Raw genomic sequence first — 22,260 nt, 5'->3', positions numbered from 1 at the left:
AATCCATAACTAAGCCCTTACGTACTGTGATTCAACTTATCTTTGCTGATCTGTGAGTCGTGTCTGCGGTTCCGATATGCTTTTACCCTTTTAGCGATAAACCTAAGAACGAAGGCAATTAAGATCGATCCAACAGAACTTAGTACAAAGCTTATCAGTGTCCGTACAGTAACGGAGCTACCAGGAAGCAATGAATCTACTATATTAAAAGCTACCCCAAGCATAAAAGCATGAGCAAGATAGCCGACGTACGAATAGGAACCTGCTAGATCAAACATTTTTCGTAATAGAGCAGGAGCGCCTTGGATAAAATAGATCGAACAAATATAGATGGCTAATACAGATAGCGTAAGAAACACGGCCATACTCGGGCTTAAGAGCAATAAATCATCGTATTTGATCAAGACATTTGGACTCAGTTCGAATCGGGCGATAACGACGTACAGCATCCACAACAGCGAAGCTCCGAATACGCTCATAATAAGATAGCGGAAACGGATGAGCAATGCCCGCCATTGTTCAAAATATAATCCCGCAGCGGCGCCAAGCACAAAATAGAAAAAGAACATCAGAGCGTTTCGATCCATATAGGTGGTAAAAAACGCTGTAATGAACGGAATATCAAGTAGCACTGCTGTTTGATAAATCGGTCCTTTCAAAACCATCAGCAGCAAGTAAAGAAGTCCTAGAGACAGAACGGCTATTAGAGCAGTTCGGGCTGATTTAGGCTTGATCCTCTGTATGAATCGTAGAAGGAACGGAAACAACAAATAAAACTGAAAAATCATGACGATATACCAAAGATGGTAGGATGCTGTCCCTGTAAATACCAGCATACCTAACTTAGAAAGCGAACCTGCCTCGAGAAGATTAAGTTGATGAAATACGACTGCATATAGAACAGCCCACGGTAAATAAGGTAGTAGAATATCCTTAAATCGCTTGCGAATAAATGTGCCATACCTTATATCCCCGTCATAATTATAAAACAGGACAAGTCCCGTAATAAATATAAAAATGGGTACTGCAAATTTACTGAGAATCAAGAATATACCAAGGATCACACCATCTTCGAGTGTCGCGCTCGGCATCGGATAATAATGACCAATAGCATGCTGCAGGACGACAGCTACAAAAGCAAATCCACGTAGGATTTCAATTTCTTCTATTCTAGTTTTACTCATAGAAGCCCTCCCTTTCATTAACTATATTCAGAGACAGACTTCAAAAGACAGTAGGCCCTCATGAAAATCTTGTGGCACCTACTACTCTATTTCATTTAGCCTTCATTTAATAGTGTAATCGAGTTTCCATTATATAGTATATAAAAATTTTAGAAACAAAAAAAAGACGATCACATACGAGAGTGTATGCGATCGTCTCAATTATCTTAATTAATTACTTCTTATCTACAGAACATGAACCATCTACACATATTCCGCCATCGCCATCCTGTGATGTAGTATCCAAGAAAACAAGTGGATTTTCCTCATACCAAGCCTTCTCAAGAACTTCCAAGAACGTCTCAGAAGCTTGTGCACCAGATACCGCATATTTACGGTTGATTACATAGAATGGAACACCTTGCACACCGATCGTACGAGCTTCACGCTCATCTGCACGAACATCCTCTGCATACTGATCGCTAGCAAGCATAGCCAGAGCATCGTCATAACTTAGTCCTACTTCCCCAGCAATGGATGCTAAGGTTTCGTGATCCCCTATATGCTTGGAGTCAGTAAAGTAGGATTTGAACATGAGTTCAACTAACTCTGCTTCCTTACCATTCTGCTTAGCAAAATGTAAAAGACGATGTGCATCGAATGAATTCGTCCAAATTCCCGTATCAAGGTGATACTCTAATCCCTCTGCCGCTGCCTGTCCTTCAACCTGCTTGTTAGTCGCAACAGCTTGTTCATAACTCATGTCATACTTATTAGAAAGCATTGTAGTTATATCTTGTACTATATCTTTAGGTGCATTCGGATCGAGCTCGAAACTACGATAAACGACTTGAACCTGTTCTTTATGAGCAAACTGCTGTAGACCCTTCTCAAATCTGCGTTTACCAATATAACAAAACGGGCACATCACATCAGACCATACATCTACGATCATGTCAAAACCTCCTATTGTTACTGTGACAAACATGAGCACAGTAAACTTTGAAAATAAAATTGCAGCCAAGTATCAACTGCAATTTATATAAGCACATTATAACTCTACAAGAATAACTATTCAAGCCAGCAAAGGCAGCTGGATGACCGACATCAACTAGATAAGCTGGTACGTGCATTTGTACATCACCGGCAACAAGTGCAATAGCAACCATACACGAAGCTTAGACTCATACAACTAAATGAATCACACGCAAAAAAGCCTAGTGCGTTTCGCGTTCGCCAAGCTTTTTTTCAGTCCAGTTAGTCTCATTATTTATGTATGGTAGCTATAGGCTTTCTTCAAATGATAAATTCACCGGCTCATCCATAAGTGTGGCATGAGACTCTAAATTTGTAGTAGCCATACTTTCGTCAACCTGGTCAAAAGTAATTTGGTCTATCCAAACATGCCCTTGACCAGTTATTAGGATACCAAATGAAATAACAGCACTATTCTCAGGTACATCTAGAACAATCGAATACTGATTCCAATTATTAGTACCAACAATAGGTCGATTACTCATATTATCGAATTGTAGAATATCTTCCGAAGCACTATCAACTCGCATCCATAGTCCAGTAAATTGTTGAACCTGATGGGTTTTAATAAAAGCTGATAGTTTGATTCTCTGACCTCTATATTTATCAGCTATAAATTGCTGCATCATTGTCCCAAACTCTGAAATATCTTGAACGGTTATAGATTTGATATAGCCTGACATACTTCCCTGGTGAACAACCTCCTGATCTACCCCTATTTCATAGTTAAACGGGTGACTTCCACTTAAAAACCATCCTTTAATCTCTTTGTTCATCCTTAATTCCTCCTTGTTCGTTGTCATATGAGACATTAGCCTTCTATATTGCCCAGGCGGCAAATGATATAGTTTCTTGAAAGCACGCGTAAATGCTTCTTGTGACTCAAATTGATAATTAATTGCAATGTCGATGATACGTTCATCTGATTGAAGCAGTGTACTGGCTGCATTCGCAAGTCGTCGCATACGAATATACGCCACGACTGACAACCCAACAGATGTTTGAAAAATCCTGTGAAAGTGAAATTTCGAGAAGTTTGCGACATCAGCAATCTCATCCGCTGAGATCTCTTCGTGTAAATGTGATTCAATCCAATCTATTGTTTTTTGGATCATCCTTTCGTATTTCATCCCATTCTCCCCCTCTCTGTTTAAAGCATAGCGAAATAGGCTGCGCTTTTTTTGATCTTTTTTGCGAACATGAATAAAGACTGCCCTTAAACATCATCGGCAGTCTTTGTTGTGGTTATATGGTGGTCATATACGCTTCTATTTCTTTCATTACACCAAATGCACCTGATGAAGCGTTGGAGCAGACAACCATTATCGTTTGGGATAAAGGGTAGTAGCCAGAATGGAAGCAGACTCCCGGGTCATAGCCCATGACATGATATTTAGAAATCAGTCCTTCTGTTTGCTTAATCCATATCCCATACCCATAGTAGTCACCCTTCTCATTGTGGACATAGGGTGTAAGTAATTTCTTAGTAATAGATTCGCTTAATAGCTTGTGTTGAAATAACGCTTCCCATAGCAAGACCATGTCTTCTACCGTTATATAGGCTCCGCCATCAGATCCGCCTTTTACTGGAAGGGAATAAATATTCGTTTTCCATGTACCATCTTCCAATTCTATATACCCCTGAGCCGTATGACCCGGTAAAGAATCAAATGCAAAGTATCCCGAATTCATCATACCCGCTCTATGAAAAATGTTCTTTTCTACATAATCCGTAAATTTAACGCCACTAACCTTCTCTACAATTAAACCCAATAGAATAAATCCCGTATTATTATAGCTGAACTGTTCTCCAGGCGGAGATTTCATAGGTTCATGCTGAAATAATGGTAGAAAATCTGCTAGATTACGAATCCTATACATCGGGATTGCTTTCCACAAATCTTCAAAGTCATCCATCACTTCTTCATCGAAGTAATCTGGTACTCCTGATGTATGGGTTAGTAAATGGTGTATCGTAATGTCGCCTGACACATGAGGTAATTCATACCCTATACATTCTGCTAATCTTGTATCAAATGCAATCTTCCCTTCTTCTACTAACTGACAAATAGCAATCGCCGTGAAAAGCTTACATCCAGAGGCAATCCCATAACGAGTTCTAGACTGATTGGATAATTGTTCTGCACGGTTAGCATAGCCGCGACTAGTTATAATAGGGACTTCTCCATCTTGTTTAATAAGTATAGTGCCTGAAAATTGAGTAAATTGTTGAGCGTCATTAACGACTGATACTAGTTTATTATTTAGTTTATGATTCATTTGTATGCCTCCAAATTCGTGTGGCGTTAGTTTAAGAGCTATTCTAAGAATCGATTACTTTATTACATGATGGAAATAATAGGAGTACCCCATATTTGTGATAATCCTAACATTGTATTGCTGTTTCACCGAGGGTGGGTTAGAATTAATCGTTCCACCATTATCAAATAATTAAGGGGCTCATACACTAAAGAGCGCGAAGGTGACTAGAATGATTGAAGTAAAAACGTCCAAACTTACTAACGGAGAGTTCAATAGAGGTGTATTTGCAACTCGTGATATCGCCAAAGATGTACTCATTCATGAAGCACCCGTCATTCCATATCCGAATGAGGACCATGATCACATCGAGAAAACAATACTTGCAGATTATGTGTATCAATATGGAGCTAACCACACGGCCATACTCTTAGGTTATGGCAGCTTGTTTAACCATTCTTATACACCTAATGCTACTTATGACATCAACTTTGATAATCACACATTTGAATTCTATGCCTATACAGATATCAAAGCTGGCGATGAGATACTAATCAACTATAATGGCGATGAAGATTGCAAAGATCCTCTATGGTTTACTATAAAAGAATAATAATGCTTTGCCCATGGAACAACACATTCTCAATCATTAATTTGAGGATGTGTTGTTTGTGTTAGGTTGAATGATTCAACCTAACTTTGTGAGTTAAATCCTCCAACAATACATTTCCACTTAGTTAACGAAAAATTAAGTTTTATTCTCTTCAACAAATTTTAGCATAAAACAAAAATTCATGTAATCATTCTCAATCGATTAAATTCGTCTCTATTTATAATGAATGCTATTCCTCATGTGCTGCTTGTCCTCCTGGAGCTGGCATATCAATACCATTAAGCACCACATGTGGGACAATGACTGCCTTAAGTGATGCGGCTACTGGGCAATAATGCTCACTTTCCAGCTTTACTGCCTTCCAAATACGGGAGGGAGCCACCTCGCCCTTCACGTGAAAGGTAAGATGAACCTCTGTAATTGCATGCGGAATGTCCGCCTCACGAATACCATCTGCTACAATTTCGAGCGTTTCGAGCGATTGACGCGTTTTATCCAGAAGCTTAGTAACACCAATACCCATGCAGCCGACAAGTCCAACAAGCAAGAGCTCGAGTGGGCTGTTACCCGATCCTTCGCCCCCGAGCTGCTCATTTGAATCCATCAGAACCGGATACCCACTTGGTCCTTGTGCCTGAAAGCGGCGCTTTCCCAGCCATTTCGCCTTTACTTGCAGTTGTTTCTTTGATGTTGTCATGAATACCTAAGCTCCTTTTCACAAAATACTTCGATTATTTACTACCCAAACGCCAAGCAACTTCAACTTCGCAGCTATAGTAGCCGCGCCGGTTAAAGCTGCTTGGCGTCTCATCTCTTCTTGTTTCTTGTTTTCTTGTCTCTTGCTTTCTTGTTTCTTGCTTCTTACTTATTACTCCTTGCTTCTACATTCGTCCCAGAATACTAGGATCTTTAATTTTATGATCATCAGCAAGCAGCACTAACTTGGACATAATCTCTGCTGTGCGTGGATCGCTGTCTGCAAAAGGCAGGAATAGTCTACCACGGCTTTGCGAATGAACAGGTAATATATGCAGTGCTCCCGTTCCTTTTTTGTGAACGATTCCACTGCCCATATGAACCGAATATTCGCCTAATTGTCCTACAATATGAGCATGCGCTCCCTCAATACGCACATTATCCACCTTCAGCAAGCTAAGCAGTTCTCTTGCGATGGCCGACCGCATCTCGATAGTCGAGTGACTCGCTTCGGGATCGACTCCTCCCGCATGTGCTACACTGACGACCAGATCCACATCTCGCATAACTTCAGAGAAGATAATTGCCGGAACCTGTTCGAGATGGACAGGCTTCATCGTCTCCCGATCGAAGAATTGTACCGTCTCGAGTGTTGGAGGCTCAATATCTGCTGGAGAGAACCAGTCTGCCATCGCATACATACGAGCAATCAGATTTTCTTTGTAATAAACTTTCTGCAATCCTTCTTCATAATCCACCGTCCATAGTCTGCCGCGAAGCAAAGCAACCGTACGCTGCGGCTGCACCTGATGACCTGCATAGCGATGAGACATTATACCTGCTGCCTTCTCATCTGGATCAAGCCTGTAATACTCGCGGAATACTTGCTTGAATGGCTGCTTGAGCTGACGTTCAAACAGATCGCGCTGGAACGCGCTCCATTCACCTGATTCATACAAATGAACAGGATGCGCCAAACTTAGTTTGGCATCAGCAATTAGCGTTTGTAAGGTGCCATCAGTCATACGTAATGAGAATGAACCGTCCGACTCATGAAGATAGCCGACCGCCTGATTGTCTGCACAGAACCAAACAAGGTGATGAACGAGCGGCGCAATTACCCGGTTCCGCGTAATAAGCCCGAGCTCCTTCGCTGTGAATATCGTCCCATTCTCCATCGACTGCTCGAAGCTTTGCCGCGCCCGTGTATGCTGATCCTTAAGCGACTTCTGAATTTCCTTAAGAAGAATAACCTGCTCATGCTTCTTCATTGCAGCCGGCACGCTTTTGAGCGCTTTGCCTGCTTTCTCCACCTTCAGCTCAATCGTTCCTTCATCATCGATATCCAGCCATAGATGAACGCCATTCACTTCTTGTGGGCTAAAATAAAGCTCCAGCTCAGCAAGCTTCTCCGCTTCAAGATCCCACATCATCCGGTTCACATCATCATAGCCAGAGCTGCGTGCCAAGTTCTCCAGTGCAATCGCACAGATCTTGCCTTCACTTTCACGTCGCTGTGCACCGAACTGTTTGCTTTCCTTCAAGAACTGCTGTACAAACTCATAGCGCTCCAGTGCCTCTTGTTTATCTCCCGGCTCAATCGGAAGCAGCGTATAGCTAAGCAGTTTATCCTTATTACGCGCTGTCCGAATCTCTTCTATCAGAACGGGTTTCACAAGCTTGCCTAGCGTCGCATCGGCAAATAATTGAGCCCGGCGATGTGAATTACCGCCATCTGTAATATATTTCGCACAGCTGTATAGCATCTCAAAGCGTTTTTCACCAAGCTGCTTATAAGCGTTTTTGAACCACTCACCATCAAAGGCACCATCGTTAAAGCTTTGCGGACTAATCGGCGAGAAGATCGCAACTTCTGTTTCCTTCTGAGCAGAAAAGCTTGCATTCACATGAGCATGGAAATACCAAGCTGCACTCTTGAGCCCTGGCCAGCCCAAATATTGCTGCACAATGTCAACCCACTGCGGAGCATACATGGCGGCTTCAAGCAAACGTTGCTCCTTGATATCTGAATCCGTAAGCAGTTCAGCTAGCAGCTCCGCATTCTCTCCTTCAGCCGGATAACAGCTTTGCAGTAAGGAGCTTAGCACTTCCTTCTTCGTTAAATTGCTACCATAGCTGTAGCCACGCTGAAATGTTTCCTTACCAAGTCCAGTCAATATGTCTGTAAAATGACGCATACCCTCGAATCGCTGAATATTCTTAGCCATCTCAGATACTTCTGTTGGCATATCTCCGCGGCGCGATTCCATTTCGACAATACGTGCTGCCGCTTTGCCCACAACGTCCACAATCCAAGGATAGCTCTTGATTATCGAACTGCCCCACTTGGCATGAGTCAGTGTACGGATCAGATAACTAGATAAATTTCCAGCAAGTATTTCTCTTAGCAAATGACTTTCTGTCATTAGCCCCAGCTCAGTAGCACGAGCAAAGTGTTGCCCCTGCAACAATGCGCTGTCCTTATACTCCATCAGCCTATAGCTGGCAAATGCAACGTAATACCACTCCTGGAACAGTGGTTCATCCTCACCAGAATCTCCGGCATGACGAAGCCAAAATTCAAGAAGCTCCGAAGCCAGCGCAGGATCAAACGATTCGTATCGATATCCACCCGAATTCTCCTGCAAACGATTCTGTGCACATTGCTCTACACTCATTCTTGAACGCAGGGAAACATAGATATCCATACAAAGACGGAATAGCGATTCATTGCCTGCTTCTTCAAGCAGCAGCTCGATGAGTTGCTTCGTCAGCCGAGTATACTTTATGTTCTTCAAAGCTTTCTCCAATTGCTCCGCTTTTTCCTTAACCAATAAATCCGAGTAGAGCTGGATAAACCATTCCTGATCATTGTCGTATGCCTTGCAAAGTTCCATGTCGGCAAATAAAATTTGCAGCATAAAAGATGGCGTAAGCCCCAGTTCCTTTGCCGCTTGCCTCCATATTTCCGCCAGTGGCAATTGATCCAGCACTTCCTTCGCATCATCGCGAGATTGCTCTCTGTATAAAGGCTGAATACGATACGTCTGATTGCCTAACAGCACTTTCTCTTTGTGTCCGCTATAATACTCTGCTTCATATTCGTAATCCTGATGCTTCTCAATTAGAGCCGCGAAGTACGTATAAACCGCAATAATACGCTCCGGTTCGCAGGATATTGCTTCCTTAGCCGCAGGATTACCTTGAATCTTGTCTTCAACTTTAATCCCACTAATTGCTGGATGATCAAATGCTGGTGGAATGCTTACCTGATCAGTCGGATCATACAATCCAAATCCATTAGCCAAGCTGTACTGCGCCTCACTCTTGTTCAACAGCTTATCAATCAGAACCTGCTCCTGTGACGTCGCACGGCCAGATCCATGATGCTGTTCCACTAGACTTAGCGTCGTCTCGAATAGCGCCAGACGCGCACCATCCTGCTGTAGAAGATTGACAATCTCTAAACCAGCTAGCCTTTGCTGTTCATTCGATGCGGATATCAATGTACTTATAGCCGTCTGCAACCTGCTATCAGCCTGTTTGAGAAGCAATTGTACAGCTACTTGCCGAATAGTTCCTGTTTTGAGCTTCAACAATGCCGTTGCCTTCTCTAGCTCATCATCCGCTAGCTCCAGCTTATGCATAATTTTAAGTGCTGCTTCACGAATAGCCGTGCTTTTGTCACTCAGCGCTGTCATCAGAAATTGACGCGGCTTGCCTGTTTGCGCATAACCAATCACATTCACCAGAAATGAAAAACGAAGGTCAGAGCCCATTCGATCATAGTAATCAATCAAGATATCCGTCATTTCTTCATTTCGGTCATAAACATTCAATGTCATCATGCGCTTAATGATATCATCAGCCGATAAGGAGACTGTTACCCAAGGAAATACACTTTCCTCATATGCTTGAGAGGCTCCTTTCAATTGCTGAAGAACATGCTGCAAAGCCATAAACTGCTCACGCCGTATTGCCCTATCTTCAGTAATAGGTGAATGAGTCAAATGAAACTCATGCGGCGATTTTTCCCAATTATATCCATATCCAATGTAAGAATCATAATAATAACAATCGACCATCCAGGCTAGCTGCTCAAGATCACCTGTAGCACCAGTTAGATGATTCGCTACTGCATGATGCTTAATATGCTGCTGATCAAGTTGCGACAAGAAATAGAGTGCCGTCATCTTCTTGTATCGTGGACCTTCATTCAACACTCGCTCGATCATTACTATTGCATCATCAACGTCTATATTAGCCGCTGCCCACAATGCAAAATAATAGACGAGAGAATCATTGCTATTCTCTGCTTCACGCAGGTAAGATTCATCTGTTAATGAGCGCAAAGCTTGCTCTAGACATTTGCGAATAACCGTCGGTTTCTGGTCAGAGAATCCAAGCCCAGTCCATGTATCGAGCGCACGAATAACGGAACTAAACCGCTCGAGGTTCTCGCTTAGAATAACTTTCATGATATACACAGTCGCCTCAAGTGTACCTTCATCCAAGCTCTCGACAATATGCTGACGAAGTCCTTCCTGCAGCTTCGCAGCTAGCAGCAACTGTATTAGCATGTCATAGCATGCTATATTATGGCTCATGACGATGCCCCGAATCATTTGCCTCGTCAAAAGTACCGTCTGATTATCGCCGAACATAATATCCCGCAGCGCTTCAATGACAGCCTCATTGCCAGTATCAATCTCACGAGCAATTAGATAACTCATCACGGTGTCATGGTACAGCACTTTATCGCGAAGTGTTAAATAATCCATCACGCTGAAATTATATGCGATATTTTGATAATATAAACTGATCAATTGAAGCAAGGCTTCCTTATAGTAAAAAATATGACGCGAACGATAACCTTTGCGATAATACGATGCACTAGAATAGCTATACTTCAGGCGACGCTGCAGCAGATCCAGCAATTCAGCTCCCCGCTCCGCACCAAACAGCAGCTTAAGCGCAGGTTGAAGCGGACCATCCCATAGTGTGTCTGCATCTGACATCGCTTGGAGCGAACAGCCGTATGTACTCTCTAAGCAGCCCAGGAATTCCTCCTCATTCTTTTCCCTGCTCTCATAGGTAGACGTCAGGTAAGTAAGCAAACTTTCCGCTAATGGAAAGTGCTCATGATCCTTCTCTTGCATCAGTTGTTCTTGAATAGCACCCAGACGTTCCTGTTCCATAACTACACTTATTCGTTCTGTCATTCGTAGCCCCTCTCCCTATCTGTACATCGTACCGGACAACAATGTTAATCGAATAAATGTAAACACTGCTCCTGGTCGTATTTCGATAGATTCATGTAAACTTTCCACAACAGAATCATCTATCAACACCTTATAAATTCCATCCTCAAAAGCTTGTATCGCTGTTTCAATCGCCTTAGTTACATTCGCTTTTTGATCATCATAGGCTGCCTGAAATCCAACCTTACCAGCTTGCGCCTGCTCCTCAAGCCGCTCTGGACTCAAATATGGAAAGATCGCCTGATCAATGCTTCGCTCGTTGAAACGACTCACCTGATCACTAACGATTGCGCGAATCGCATCCTCAAGACAGACTATGCCATCAGGTAAGGATGATTCAATCAGCTCAAGCACCGGCTTTCGCTTGCCAACCACCTTCACCCTAAAGTAAATCTGCATCCTATCCCCTCCTTTTATTAACGAAAGTGTACCACATCGGTTGCAAGTTATTTCTGATACAAAGTACCCATTTTTCTCTCGACAATGTCTAACTTCACTGCCTCTTGTATAAAAATAAAAAGAGGCTTCTCGTCCTATAAAAGGACGGAAATCCCCGTGGCACCACCTAAATTAGCCCGCTTCTGACGGACTTACTTTAACGTATCTAAACTTGTAATCTATGAATATTAGGCTGTCCGTCAAAAACAGATTACACTCTATCTTATTGTGTAAATTTATTTAACCTTACCTCTGTTTTAAGTATGGCCTCCATAATATCCATCCCGCGATTAAAGTGCTTTAACCTGAAATAAAGAGAACGCAGGCAATTTTTCGTATTCACCCTGGCTATAACCTGACTCCGACTCCTCGGCCAGCTGCAGCATTGTTCCAGATTACCGATCCAATCGGCTATCGACTGCTGAGGAAGCAATTCATTAGCTATCATCGTATCCACAATGCTAGCGATCCGTTCATCCTCTTCTTCATTGAAAATGTGCAGCTCATTGTATAACATTCCCTGAACAGCCACCAATACCTCCTGCTGCACGGCAGCGTCGCTCTCTCTGCATAACACCATTTCCACCAGCGCATCTGCTCCGTGCGCTGCGGAGTGAGCCCAACCTCCTTCGGCCAGATATCCCCGCAAATCTTTCTCTTCCGAGTAGTACCGGATTAGCGAATGCTTGAGGTGTAGAAAGCCGGAGTTGTCTAAATAAGGCTGCAGTCTGTGCCGCTGCACTAACAAAGCAACCACAAGTACAGAGAATGTCCTTGTAAATACGGTCTGGTCGTCCTGGCTTCCGATATGATAGAACAGATGCTGCTCGTCAATCACAACGGACAGGATGTCTCGAAGCTCCGTTTCGTTAAATAACTGTTCTTTAATGATCCACTCATAAAAGGTAGGGTAGATAAGCTCGTCCCGCAATTCGGGCTGAGGGTCCCCGATATATTGCAGCATTAGAGTTACGAAATCCCACAATTTCTCACCCTCATTAAGCTGGTATTGATTTTCTTCAATTCTTTGCAGATCAATCAGTAATTGTCCCCTTGTATCACTCACACATCCCACTCCTTCAACATTAGCATAATCTCTTCTATTACGATCTCAGGTTCATCATGATGGATATAATGTCCGCTTCGCCCGGCGATCCTGTGCTTGCTTGCCGTTGACAGTCGCTGGAAATCAGCTTGCAGCCTTTGCTCAATTTTCAGTATTTCTTGATGAGGCCATTCCTCATCATCGTTATCCGGCAACCCTCTTGTAATGATTGATAGAGGAATATCACTTTGCCATGAATGTTCAACAATTTGCTTATAGCTCTCTATCTTATCGATCTTCTCGCTATTCAACATAGGATTCTCGAAATAGGCTCTGTTTCCTGCGATCAGCTTCTCAGGCAGAATCTTTTCATAGGCGAGTTCTTTATACTCCGGTACGGCATCAACCAAGAGGATACCGGAAACCAGCAGCGGGTTAATGCTAGCAAATAATCTAGCAACCAGTCCTCCAAAAGAATGACCCACCAGAATGTAAGGGGGCTCTATAGGTATCCCGGATAACAGTTCGGAAAGCTCCTGAGCAAGATCCTGGCATGTCCGTGGAACGGATGCATCTTGACTCCTCCCAATGCCCGCTCTGTCATAAGAAAGAGTGGATGCAATTTGTGATATCCGTTCCTGCACCCCATTCCATGACTCACAGCTATCTCCCAATCCAGCTATAAAGATCACGCTAGGCTTACCTTTCAACGAGTATTTGCTAAACAGTTTGCGACCTTGGCTGGTATGGAGGACTTCATAATAACCATTGCTGCATTTTGAACGGTACATGCTATTCCTATGCTCTTGCATCAATAATTCCCTCCTTATATTCAAAGAACCTACAATATACATTCTTTTTACAAGAAAGTCTTTAGCATAAAAACTGTTTTTTTGTCGAATATGCGCTTTTTATCCGATAACTCCTTATTGAATAGAATTATTTTTCAAAAACTGAAGGATAGCATCGTTTACTAAGATTGGACTCTCTCTTAGCATATGCGGTCTGTGACTGCCTCCCGGTACAACAAGATACTGCGAGTCTTTAACTAGAGATGTCAATCGTTTCAATAGCCCTTCATTAGCGAAACCATCATGTTCCCCAGCGATAAACAACGCAGGACATCTGATACTACTGATCTGTTCTACTGTAAGCTGTGGATACAGCTGCCAATCAATGGCACTTTGCCGCATAAATTCTTGCCAATTTCCTTGATGTGCATCCTCATGTCTTTCTATCATTTGATCGATGATATCTTGTTTCCCATGCTCAATAAGCCATTCAGGTTCAAATTCCTCCGCACCTGTCGGATCACTAAAGCCACTATGACCTATCGTAGTGATCGTCGCTACTCGCTCTGGGATATTCACAGCAGCATATAGCGCAACACTCGCACCCAAACTATATCCAACAAAATGTGCTTGTGGGATGTTCATAAGATTCATAAACTCCAAAATATCTTCAGCCAGCTGTGGGGTATTCCACTCCAGATTCTCACATCTTGTTCTACCATGACCTCTAAAGTCTGGATAATAACAAGTATACACTTTCTGAAAATCAAATAATTGACTGGCAAAAGCCAATATCCCTCTCGAATAACCGCTATGTAGAAAAATAACAGGATCACCGGTACCCATTTTCTCAAAAAACAATTCCAAGTCCTTAACTTGTACGTATGGCATGATATCCGCCTCCTAACAAGAACGAATGTTCCTTTTTATTCATTATAACCCACAATCAGGATATGTCACTTAGCAAAATACCAATTAACATCGGCCTATTTGTTGTTTGACTCTTGCCAATAAAGGAGCAGCTAACGCTCTTGCCTTCTGTGCTCCTTGGGCGAGAATAGCATCAATTTGTTCAGGATTAGATAGCAATTCGTTATATTTATTACGAGGCAGTTCTAAGAATGAATCCATTACCTGAAATAATTCATTCTTGGCTTCTCCCCAGCTAATTCCACTTTGGAATCTGTCTCTCATTTGTGCAACTTGCACTTTGCTTGCGAACTCCGAATATAAAGTAAATATACTTGAGGTATCTGGATTCTTTGGCTCGCCCAGAGGAGTGGAATCCGTTTTAATTTTTTTGATCAGTTTCAACAGTGAGTCTGATGATTCGAATAAGGGGATTGTGTTATTGTAGCTTTTACTCATCTTCCTTCCATCAAGTCCTGGGATCACAGCTGTGTGCTCATCAACAAGATAATCAGGCAGCTTAAATGTCTCTCCAAACGTACCATTAAAGCTTTCAGCAATATCGCGCGCGATTTCAACATGTTGAATTTGATCCTTACCTACTGGAACTAGATCAGATTGAAATAGGAGAATGTCTGCTGCCATCAGTATTGGATACGTGAATAAGCCCATATTTACCCCTGTATCCAGATCAACTCCAGCTTGCTCGTTCGTATCTCTGATTGCCTTATAGGCGTGAGCGCGATTCATTAATCCTTTGGAGGTTACACACGCTAGAATCCAGCTCAATTCAAAAATTTCTGGCACATCTGATTGTCTATAGAAGATAACTTTCTCCGGATCTAATCCCAAAGCTAACCAAGTAGCAGCAATTCCATAGGATAACTCTTTAAATTCATTTCGGTCCTGAATAAAGGTTAATCCGTGATAATCCGCAATAAAATACAAGGATGTGTAATTAACATCATTAACAAGCTGTAGTGCTGGCTTAATTGCTCCAATGTAATTACCGATGTGAACTTTTCCCGTTGGTTTAATACCCGTTAACACAATCTTTTCTGACATCCCTAACACTCCTCTTGTATAAAATAAAAAAGAGGCTTCGCGTCCTATAAGGACGGGAAACCCCGTGGTACCACCTTGATTAGCCCGCTTTTGACGGACTCACTTTAACGTATCTAAACTTGTGTTTTAATACGCGTCTCTTGTAACGATGAGACTTTCGCCAGAGCCTACTTCAACCGTTTCGGTCCGGATGCTCAGAAGCCCAATTCAACATAATTTCTACACTGATTCGCACCAACCATCAGCTCTCTGGGTATGCCTTATGTTTACTCTCTTCATCATCGCAGTCATGATATTTGTAATAGATTATTATATTAGCAAAAGTTTGTCAATCATTTCCATCATAAATGTCGAGGTGAGTATGAATAGATGATGAAAATCGTACTTGGAGTAGCTGGAGGCATTATTCTAGCTGTCATTATATTATCCCTATGCTAGCGTTAATTCGAACTAACATCAGATACACGATTAAAGATATTTCAATATTCTTATTTTTTATGCTGTTATATGGATTAAATGAATTCATTTTTAAAAATAACTTCACCTATTACAGATGGTTTTTCTCAGGTTATTATAACGACCTTCTTGCTTCAGCACTTCTGCTCTCTTATTCGAACATCTTATTAATGATCTTCTTAAAGAAAATTTGCTTGAATTTTATCGGGCTCAGTATTTTTATTATCGTGGTCGGTTTATTCTGGGAATATGTTACACCGTTTTATAAAGCTTCAACCTCTGATCCTTATGACATACTCATGTATTACATAAGTTTTGTTGCTTATTGGATGATTAGAAAGCTTGTCCTGCATAGACACGATCAAAGATAAGTTTGCCAATTTCCTTGTATCCCCTTGAATTCGGGTGGACTAAATCCTGAGACCAAAAACTACTATCCTGAGAAAGCGACTGATCCCAAAAATCAATGAAATAACACTTGTACTTGTCACTAAGTGAACGTATGATTTCATTCGTTTCTACTAATTGTGCCTTTACTGCTTCTTTTTTACCCTCAGGCAAAGGCAATCTAACTGTGAAATCAGGAAGATTCCCAATGATAATTGAAGCACCCGACTTACTTAGCGCATCTATCATAAACGCCATGTCTTTCTCGTATTCATCGCGATTAAAGCGGCCTTTTAATATATCGTTTGCACCTGCAATAAGACTGACTAAGTCAGGCTGTAATGCTAAAGCTTCTTCTAGTTGTTGCTCACGGATCTCCTTGGATATCAATCCTCGTTTGGCCAAATTAGTGTATTTGAGTTCGGTCTCATGCAGCTCAGCGAAGGAAACTACCCAGCTTTGTAATGCTACTCCATCAACCTCATCACCTATTCCCTCTGTAAAGCTATCGCCCATTGCAACAAAATGCTTCCACATAGCAAACACCCCTTTTTTCGATTATTCACAATTATACTATTGGAACTATCAAAAGGGAAAAGTACCATTTCGCTTCGAGTATTTCATTATTTTCTGGTACATAGCCTTATCCTTTAAGTGCTTAAAAACAATCGTACCTGGACGTGTATTCACCTCAATGATCCAAGGTTTAAGATCTGAACTCAGACCAATATCGACTCCATACGAATGGAAGGTAGGGTAGCCACTACTCATATACACTGCCACTTGTTGACCGAGATCCTCTAGACTCTTGATGAAGAGATCTCTATCTTCTTGATCTAAGTACGATGACAATAATTGATCTAATGGATAGATCTTTCCGCCATTCATGAAATTTGTAATGACTTTGCTAGGCTTCGCCAGCCTACCTAATATCCCCGTGGTCTCCCATTCTTTATATTTGTTCTTTTGGACCATGATTCTGATGTCAAAGGGACGTTTTTGATATTGCAGCAGGTCGATTCCTTTTTGTGCTACATAGATCTTATCGCCACTAACATCCGTCATATAGGTATACATATCATCAAAGGTATCCAATATAGATCTAGTCCCATCGCTATGGATCGTACGATACCGAGAATCATTCAGCTTCTTAATTTGAACTACACCAAACCCTCCAAATCCATTATTGGGCTTAGCAAAAACAGTTCTATTCTCATTCAATAATAGCTTCATATTGTCGGCAGTCATTAAGCATGTATAAGGTAGATGCATTGTAAATTCTTTGTTTTTCTTGAGAAAATCATACTTCCCTAGCTTCGTATTCGGATATTTCATGATAACCAGTCCCTTCATCTCTAGCTTATGCAACTAGAAAACGGCCTGAATAGGTATCTATCCGATTAAGAGCATCCTTTCACATAAATTGGTGCTCTTCATAATGTTATTTATTTTATTAGGATACCGCCAAACGGGATGACTTCTCTTAGAATCCGCCGTATAAATCCGTCGCCTTCGATGTCCTGCTCAAGCTGGCTGTCAGATTTACCCGTCTGAACTAACGCATAGCCACGACCGACGATCTCCCAATGATAGTTCATATGTTGACTAGCTAATGTATTCCCATACACCCGTGGTGTTAATGTTGCATTCTCTGGATAAGCTACGAGACAGCCTACATCTATGTATGTCGGTAAATCAGGATCAAGTTCAATCCGATGAAGAGGCCCATGTGACAAGATACCAAGCTGTCCATCGTGGCTGGAAAACTTCATTTTCACCAATTCACGCGTAATAATGGCATTCTTAAAGGTCTGCACCTTGCGTTCGACTCGCATTCCTTCCGTATAGAACAAAATATGTTTCCATTCGAATAACAAATCACTGTCATCCTGAATCGGGATTGTCTGCATTGAATATCCAGCAGGCAATCCAATCATAAATTGAGAAGGTCCACTAATATGAGATTGAATCAACTTTCGTTTACGGTACATTCCTGTAATATCCATCAAACGATCTTCTCGCTGATTTGAATTACCCTGAAAAGATATAATCTGTCTCGGATGTAGAACGTGTATAGATTCCCCCTCTTCCAACCGAAGGGATACTGATTGTGACAGAATCGAGGTAGCCTCACTCCAAATCTCCATGAATAATCTAACTCCTTTCTCTAGGACTTCGCCGCCAGACCATTACCCTAAGAACACGAGTCGCTACAAAAGAAAATAAGAACAGACCAATAACAGTTAATGTACCTTTTATGAACCAGCTTACATGCTTCTGCTGCTGCTCATTTTCTTTCTCCAAAAGAAGAAGCCGCTCACTTAACTGATCATTTTTCAAACGAAGCTGCCCATTCTCAAGATTTAATTGCTGCATTATTTTCTCAGACTGTTCCTGACTAGCTTTAAAACTTTGTTCGATTTGATCATACTTGGACTGCAGATCATTAATATTAGAAGGAAGCTCGCTTATATCATTCACCCAATCCCATAATCCTGCATTCGCCCGAGGAAGAGGTCCAGACAAGGATATGGTAAACAAAACAATTAGTATGAATAAGAATATAAAAATTCCTTTTCTCTGATAATTCAACAAAGCTGTATCTCTCCTAGATTTATTTTAGTAATCAAATTATATACGAAATTTTGTCGAATTCCTATCAAAACCAATCACTAAGGGTCTTGATTCCCCAGTAATAGTAGCATCTAGAATATTTGTTGAGCCATCAAAGGATAATCTCAAATGATCATCGCTCTAGTTGTAAGTACATATGTTCTCTACTTTTATAATTACCAGCGGTTTCAGGCTAATTTCAAACAGCGCGCACCGATTGAGTATCGGCACGCGCTGTCTGCATAGTTTTTATATTCTGTCTACTTGACGGGGGTATGACCAGAGATTTTCTTTTTGATCAATTAATTGCCGCTTGCTGCCTCTGTACGTCCGCGTCGGAAGCTGACATCTGATTTGCCTGTATGAAGCTGCCACATATGCCAGAATACATAAGGAACAATAAGGATAAAGTTAATGATTCCCCAATACTTCATCACATCAGGGTTGAACCATGCAGTCGCATCCATTAGAGTAGGGAACAGGTTAGGGAAGATAGCACGAATCAGCAGATGTGTGGCTAAAGTATATACCCGGGCGATAATATATAGCTCAGGGCGACGTTTAATGATCGGATATAGTTCCGCTGCAATAAGAATACATAAGGAGCTAGCAAAGTACTGTGGAGTTTCTGCATAAACAAAGCCAGCATTCCAGGTTGTATAAAGGAAATTCCATGCTACGGTTGTATAGGCAATCAGATCACCATGTTTCTGACTAGAAATCTTCCAAAACTTCGGTGCGTACGGAATCGTTACACAGAGCAGGAATCCGCATAGCGCGTTAAACGTATTGCCCATCGTGGCATCTTTGATCGTAGCTTCCATAATATTGAGGAATAGTACGCCGTAGACTACCCATAGTACCCAGTCTTTTTGCAGCGCTTCCCAGAATTTTCCTTGTCGTTTCTCATAAGCTGCAATTCGTATAAAGCCAACAAAAATGGTAGGAAGTATAACACTTAGAATCTTAGCCCAGCGGAACCAGCCTTCAACTCCACCCATAAGCCAAAGCGGGAAGGTTAATAAAGATAAAATCCAAAACCAATTAGCAAATTTGTAGTGTTTACGCATAACACTAACGATGACCAAAAGCAAGGCGATGTAACCGCCCATTGCAACAACATACTGCCATACAGGAATATTACTCATTGTTGTTCCTCCTTAATTGGGATGTCTTAGTTGCTATGACACAGACACAAAAATAAAACATAACAACCGTTCGGTTTTTATGCCATCATTTTAGCAGTATAATATAAAGTGTGTCAATGACTATATGTATATTAAATTCTGAATTATTCTGAGGAGGAAAAATAGTGCCGACAAAGAGAAAATTAAGGATCATCGAAGCAGCTTATCGTGTTATTAATCAGGTAGGAATCAGCGGCACCACCATGCGTGGAATTGCCGAAGAAGCAGGGCTTAGTACAGGAGCACTCTATCATCATTACCGCAGCAAAGAGGAAATTCTGTATGCAGTGATGGATCATAGTTTATCGGTATCTACACGTATCGCTGAGGATGCCAAACAAGGTGGACATAGCCGTGATGAAATAATTGAGGAGATTAGCGCTAACATCTGCACAAGATTTAGTAAAATTGATGAAAATAAAATGCAATTTTATCTCGCTCAGGAAGCTATTCTGGGAAACGCAGAAATAATGGAGAAGTTCAAACAGAAGTATCACGAGTGGATTGGGCATACACAAGTGTTGATGGAACATCTCTATAACAAACAACCAAGCAAGTACAACAATGCACTTGCCTCACTGCTGATTGGAGCTATTGATGGCGTGGTTCTGCAGGTCCTGCTTGGTGCTAATACAGCTGAGATTAGTGATATATGCGAGGTTTATCATCATTTGTTAAAGGAAGGAATTCCTAGCCTCTTGGATCGTAATTCATAGATCCCAAAATACCAGGAACCATATGATTCGCGTATTAAGGGAACGATGTTAAACTTGTGCTGGATACGGTCGTCAGTGGACACGAAAAAGAGACGTTTCAGAAGCAGTGCTCCATTCGGATCAAGGCTTCCAATATACGTCTCAAGCGTTAAACGTATCTACTTTTTAGCTTGGTCTTCTTTGGTTGGTCCCATTACACCAGGAACGTGTAAGCCTGCCTGACGAAGGAGAACAGTCATTTGACCACGATGATGTGTTTGATGATCGATCAATGTTCTAAGCAATGCACCTCGAGGGATTGGGCCAAAAACGCTCTCCACATTCTCAACTATTTTTTCATCTGTTAAGTTTTGTTCCACTTCGGTTTTTAAGCTTTCTGCGATTTTTTGATAACCGTCAACGATTTCACTGGCATGCTTAGGTACAGTTCTCACATCGCCAACCGGCACAATATTTAAACCCACCTGACCACCGAAGAACAATGGACTTGTTGCTAAATGCCAGCCTAACCAACCAAGTGTGCTATGCCCTTCTACGATAGCTTGATCTAATTTATCATCAGATAGTGCTTCTAGAGCCTGTAAGGTCCCTTTTGTTGCAGTTGACCAATCTACTAAAAAATCATTTACTGTTCTATACATCCATATCTACTCCTCTCTTTTGGTACATCTATTGATTCATACCTTACATATTAATTATATCCCGATTATTTTAAATTACAAACTCACTTTTATTTAGCAGCAATTATCATAAATCGTTTTGAATTTGTCTTAATTCCCTTTTCCGTTCTATTGTCATCTATAAATTTTGAGAGTATCTCAAAATCATTATTATGTTTCCCGAAGTTCGGAATAATCGGCGTGTGTTTCAGTAGGAATACTAAATCTTCATAGGTCTCATAATATTCTGTTGCATCATATTCAAAGGACTGGATATCTGAAAAGCCAGCTTCACTCAATTCTTCCATATATCTATTTTTTAATGTTCCATCTACATTGGTATTCTGACCTCTTCCAAACGCTTGTGAAAGATTAAGCTTATCATTCTCGCTTACTTGTTGAGTGAGGAATACCCCGTCTTTCACTAAGACTTTTCCTACTTCTTGAGCATTGAATGGTGAGTGCCTACAAGATACCACATTATAATAGTTCTGAGGAAAATCAAGATTGTCAGCATCCATTTGCAAAAATTGTACATTTGTTTTATTAGAGTTCTCTAAATTATAATTTGCAGTTCGGATCATTCCTGATGAGAGATCTATTCCCACTAATAGTGAACAAGTATGGGCTATGGATAATAACGTTTCCCCTCCACCTGTACCAATATCGAGCAATCTATCCCGCTCTTTACATCTTTGGGTTACTTCCTTATAAAATTGCCACTTAACTCCTTCGGTTGTAGCTTTTATTTTACTAAAATCCCAACCGTTTAATCGTCCAACTTCATCGTAGAATTTCTTATAATCAAATTTGTTCATATCTAATATCCACCTTCCAAATAGTTACAATGAGAAAATAAAAGCCAGGATCCCTAGAGACAATACGTCCCTGTGTCCTGGCTTACAAAGAAAAATGTGCCCCGACACTTTATCCAAAGTAACAGTTCTCATAGGTCAAAAGGGCAAAC

The 22,260-nt window shown here is 41.4% G+C and carries 20 protein-coding genes and 1 other annotated feature; of the genes, 2 read left to right on the top strand and 18 right to left on the bottom strand.

The window, feature by feature from the left end; all coding sequences use genetic code 11:
* Positions 1–17 precede the first annotated feature (17 nt).
* From AC1DOK_RS21715 to AC1DOK_RS21700, 4 genes are all read right to left on the bottom strand, one after another.
* Positions 18–1,184, bottom strand: a complete 1,167-nt coding sequence (locus AC1DOK_RS21715; protein WP_477556391.1) for an acyltransferase — start codon at positions 1,182–1,184, stop codon at positions 18–20.
* A gap of 214 nt (positions 1,185–1,398) precedes the next feature.
* A complete protein-coding gene (locus AC1DOK_RS21710) occupies positions 1,399–2,118 on the bottom strand; it encodes a DsbA family oxidoreductase (RefSeq protein WP_477556390.1) in 720 nt (239 codons plus the stop codon).
* A gap of 328 nt (positions 2,119–2,446) precedes the next feature.
* Positions 2,447–3,328 (bottom strand): helix-turn-helix domain-containing protein, encoded by an 882-nt coding sequence (locus tag AC1DOK_RS21705; protein WP_477556389.1) that lies wholly within the window; start codon positions 3,326–3,328, stop codon positions 2,447–2,449.
* Positions 3,329–3,443: 115 nt separating this feature from the next.
* Positions 3,444–4,478: a serine hydrolase domain-containing protein gene (locus tag AC1DOK_RS21700; protein ID WP_477556388.1), complete on the bottom strand. Its 1,035-nt coding sequence runs from the start codon at positions 4,476–4,478 to the stop codon at positions 3,444–3,446.
* 211 nt (positions 4,479–4,689) lie between these two features.
* Between AC1DOK_RS21700 and AC1DOK_RS21695 the strand changes: the two genes are divergently transcribed.
* Positions 4,690–5,070, top strand: a complete 381-nt coding sequence (locus AC1DOK_RS21695) for an SET domain-containing protein (RefSeq protein ID WP_477556387.1) — start codon at positions 4,690–4,692, stop codon at positions 5,068–5,070.
* Positions 5,071–5,299: 229 nt separating this feature from the next.
* On the opposite strand, the gene AC1DOK_RS21690 is transcribed toward AC1DOK_RS21695, so the two are convergent.
* The 12 genes from AC1DOK_RS21690 to AC1DOK_RS21635 form a co-directional block, all read right to left on the bottom strand.
* Entirely contained in the window at positions 5,300–5,767 is a 468-nt protein-coding gene (locus tag AC1DOK_RS21690) for an OsmC family protein (RefSeq protein ID WP_477556386.1), read from the bottom strand.
* 184 nt (positions 5,768–5,951) lie between these two features.
* Positions 5,952–10,988 carry a DUF5724 domain-containing protein gene (locus AC1DOK_RS21685; protein WP_477556385.1) on the bottom strand — a complete coding sequence of 1,679 codons (5,037 nt, stop codon included), beginning with the start codon at positions 10,986–10,988 and terminating at the stop codon, positions 5,952–5,954.
* A gap of 15 nt (positions 10,989–11,003) precedes the next feature.
* Positions 11,004–11,426, bottom strand: a complete 423-nt coding sequence (locus AC1DOK_RS21680; protein WP_477556384.1) for a hypothetical protein — start codon at positions 11,424–11,426, stop codon at positions 11,004–11,006.
* A 262-nt stretch (positions 11,427–11,688) separates the two neighbouring features.
* Complete coding sequence (locus AC1DOK_RS21675; protein ID WP_477556383.1) at positions 11,689–12,531, bottom strand: DUF2785 domain-containing protein; 843 nt, start codon at positions 12,529–12,531, stop codon at positions 11,689–11,691.
* Positions 12,528–13,322 carry an alpha/beta fold hydrolase gene (locus AC1DOK_RS21670; protein ID WP_477556382.1) on the bottom strand — a complete coding sequence of 265 codons (795 nt, stop codon included), beginning with the start codon at positions 13,320–13,322 and terminating at the stop codon, positions 12,528–12,530. Before AC1DOK_RS21670 ends, AC1DOK_RS21675 begins: the two co-directional genes overlap by 4 nt.
* A gap of 114 nt (positions 13,323–13,436) precedes the next feature.
* A complete protein-coding gene (locus AC1DOK_RS21665) occupies positions 13,437–14,192 on the bottom strand; it encodes an alpha/beta fold hydrolase (RefSeq protein ID WP_477556381.1) in 756 nt (251 codons plus the stop codon).
* 84 nt (positions 14,193–14,276) lie between these two features.
* Positions 14,277–15,275 (bottom strand): tryptophan--tRNA ligase, encoded by a 999-nt coding sequence (locus AC1DOK_RS21660; RefSeq protein WP_477556380.1) that lies wholly within the window; start codon positions 15,273–15,275, stop codon positions 14,277–14,279.
* A 45-nt stretch (positions 15,276–15,320) separates the two neighbouring features.
* Positions 15,321–15,566 (bottom strand) — a binding site (T-box leader).
* A gap of 498 nt (positions 15,567–16,064) precedes the next feature.
* Positions 16,065–16,655: an SGNH/GDSL hydrolase family protein gene (locus tag AC1DOK_RS21655; protein WP_477556379.1), complete on the bottom strand. Its 591-nt coding sequence runs from the start codon at positions 16,653–16,655 to the stop codon at positions 16,065–16,067.
* Positions 16,656–16,703: 48 nt separating this feature from the next.
* Positions 16,704–17,486: a YheC/YheD family protein gene (locus AC1DOK_RS21650; protein ID WP_477556378.1), complete on the bottom strand. Its 783-nt coding sequence runs from the start codon at positions 17,484–17,486 to the stop codon at positions 16,704–16,706.
* 77 nt (positions 17,487–17,563) lie between these two features.
* Positions 17,564–18,265, bottom strand: coding sequence for an AIM24 family protein (locus tag AC1DOK_RS21645; RefSeq protein WP_477556377.1), 702 nt, complete (start codon positions 18,263–18,265; stop codon positions 17,564–17,566).
* Between the two features lie 7 nt (positions 18,266–18,272).
* Complete coding sequence (locus AC1DOK_RS21640; RefSeq protein ID WP_477556376.1) at positions 18,273–18,713, bottom strand: hypothetical protein; 441 nt, start codon at positions 18,711–18,713, stop codon at positions 18,273–18,275.
* Between the two features lie 320 nt (positions 18,714–19,033).
* Complete coding sequence (locus tag AC1DOK_RS21635; RefSeq protein WP_477556375.1) at positions 19,034–19,879, bottom strand: hypothetical protein; 846 nt, start codon at positions 19,877–19,879, stop codon at positions 19,034–19,036.
* A 164-nt stretch (positions 19,880–20,043) separates the two neighbouring features.
* Here AC1DOK_RS21635 and AC1DOK_RS21630 point away from each other — a divergent pair, with 164 nt between their 5' ends.
* Positions 20,044–20,634: a TetR/AcrR family transcriptional regulator gene (locus tag AC1DOK_RS21630; RefSeq protein WP_477556374.1), complete on the top strand. Its 591-nt coding sequence runs from the start codon at positions 20,044–20,046 to the stop codon at positions 20,632–20,634.
* A gap of 158 nt (positions 20,635–20,792) precedes the next feature.
* Here the strand turns inward: AC1DOK_RS21630 and AC1DOK_RS21625 are convergent, their stop codons facing one another.
* Together AC1DOK_RS21625 and AC1DOK_RS21620 are read right to left on the bottom strand one after the other, a co-directional pair.
* Positions 20,793–21,275 (bottom strand): DinB family protein, encoded by a 483-nt coding sequence (locus AC1DOK_RS21625; RefSeq protein ID WP_477556373.1) that lies wholly within the window; start codon positions 21,273–21,275, stop codon positions 20,793–20,795.
* An 89-nt stretch (positions 21,276–21,364) separates the two neighbouring features.
* Positions 21,365–22,111, bottom strand: coding sequence for a class I SAM-dependent methyltransferase (locus AC1DOK_RS21620; RefSeq protein WP_477556372.1), 747 nt, complete (start codon positions 22,109–22,111; stop codon positions 21,365–21,367).
* Between the last annotated feature and the right edge of the window lie 149 nt (positions 22,112–22,260).

This window comes from Paenibacillus sp. P5_B5 (assembly GCF_056400365.1).
This window is presented reverse-complemented; position numbering and strand designations above follow the sequence as displayed.

Coding starts and splice junctions, on each gene's coding strand:
- AC1DOK_RS21690 (WP_477556386.1), bottom strand. CDS start 5,767: ATGACAACATCAAAGAAACAACTGCAAGTAAAGGCGAAATGGCTGGGA.
- AC1DOK_RS21700 (WP_477556388.1), bottom strand. CDS start 4,478: ATGAATCATAAACTAAATAATAAACTAGTATCAGTCGTTAATGACGCT.
- AC1DOK_RS21715 (WP_477556391.1), bottom strand. CDS start 1,184: ATGAGTAAAACTAGAATAGAAGAAATTGAAATCCTACGTGGATTTGCT.
- AC1DOK_RS21660 (WP_477556380.1), bottom strand. CDS start 15,275: ATGTCAGAAAAGATTGTGTTAACGGGTATTAAACCAACGGGAAAAGTT.
- AC1DOK_RS21670 (WP_477556382.1), bottom strand. CDS start 13,322: ATGCAAGAGCATAGGAATAGCATGTACCGTTCAAAATGCAGCAATGGT.
- AC1DOK_RS21685 (WP_477556385.1), bottom strand. CDS start 10,988: ATGACAGAACGAATAAGTGTAGTTATGGAACAGGAACGTCTGGGTGCT.
- AC1DOK_RS21695 (WP_477556387.1), top strand. CDS start 4,690: ATGATTGAAGTAAAAACGTCCAAACTTACTAACGGAGAGTTCAATAGA.
- AC1DOK_RS21620 (WP_477556372.1), bottom strand. CDS start 22,111: ATGAACAAATTTGATTATAAGAAATTCTACGATGAAGTTGGACGATTA.
- AC1DOK_RS21710 (WP_477556390.1), bottom strand. CDS start 2,118: ATGATCGTAGATGTATGGTCTGATGTGATGTGCCCGTTTTGTTATATT.
- AC1DOK_RS21625 (WP_477556373.1), bottom strand. CDS start 21,275: ATGTATAGAACAGTAAATGATTTTTTAGTAGATTGGTCAACTGCAACA.
- AC1DOK_RS21635 (WP_477556375.1), bottom strand. CDS start 19,879: ATGAGTAATATTCCTGTATGGCAGTATGTTGTTGCAATGGGCGGTTAC.
- AC1DOK_RS21665 (WP_477556381.1), bottom strand. CDS start 14,192: ATGCCATACGTACAAGTTAAGGACTTGGAATTGTTTTTTGAGAAAATG.
- AC1DOK_RS21645 (WP_477556377.1), bottom strand. CDS start 18,265: ATGGAGATTTGGAGTGAGGCTACCTCGATTCTGTCACAATCAGTATCC.
- AC1DOK_RS21705 (WP_477556389.1), bottom strand. CDS start 3,328: ATGAAATACGAAAGGATGATCCAAAAAACAATAGATTGGATTGAATCA.
- AC1DOK_RS21655 (WP_477556379.1), bottom strand. CDS start 16,655: ATGTGGAAGCATTTTGTTGCAATGGGCGATAGCTTTACAGAGGGAATA.
- AC1DOK_RS21680 (WP_477556384.1), bottom strand. CDS start 11,426: ATGCAGATTTACTTTAGGGTGAAGGTGGTTGGCAAGCGAAAGCCGGTG.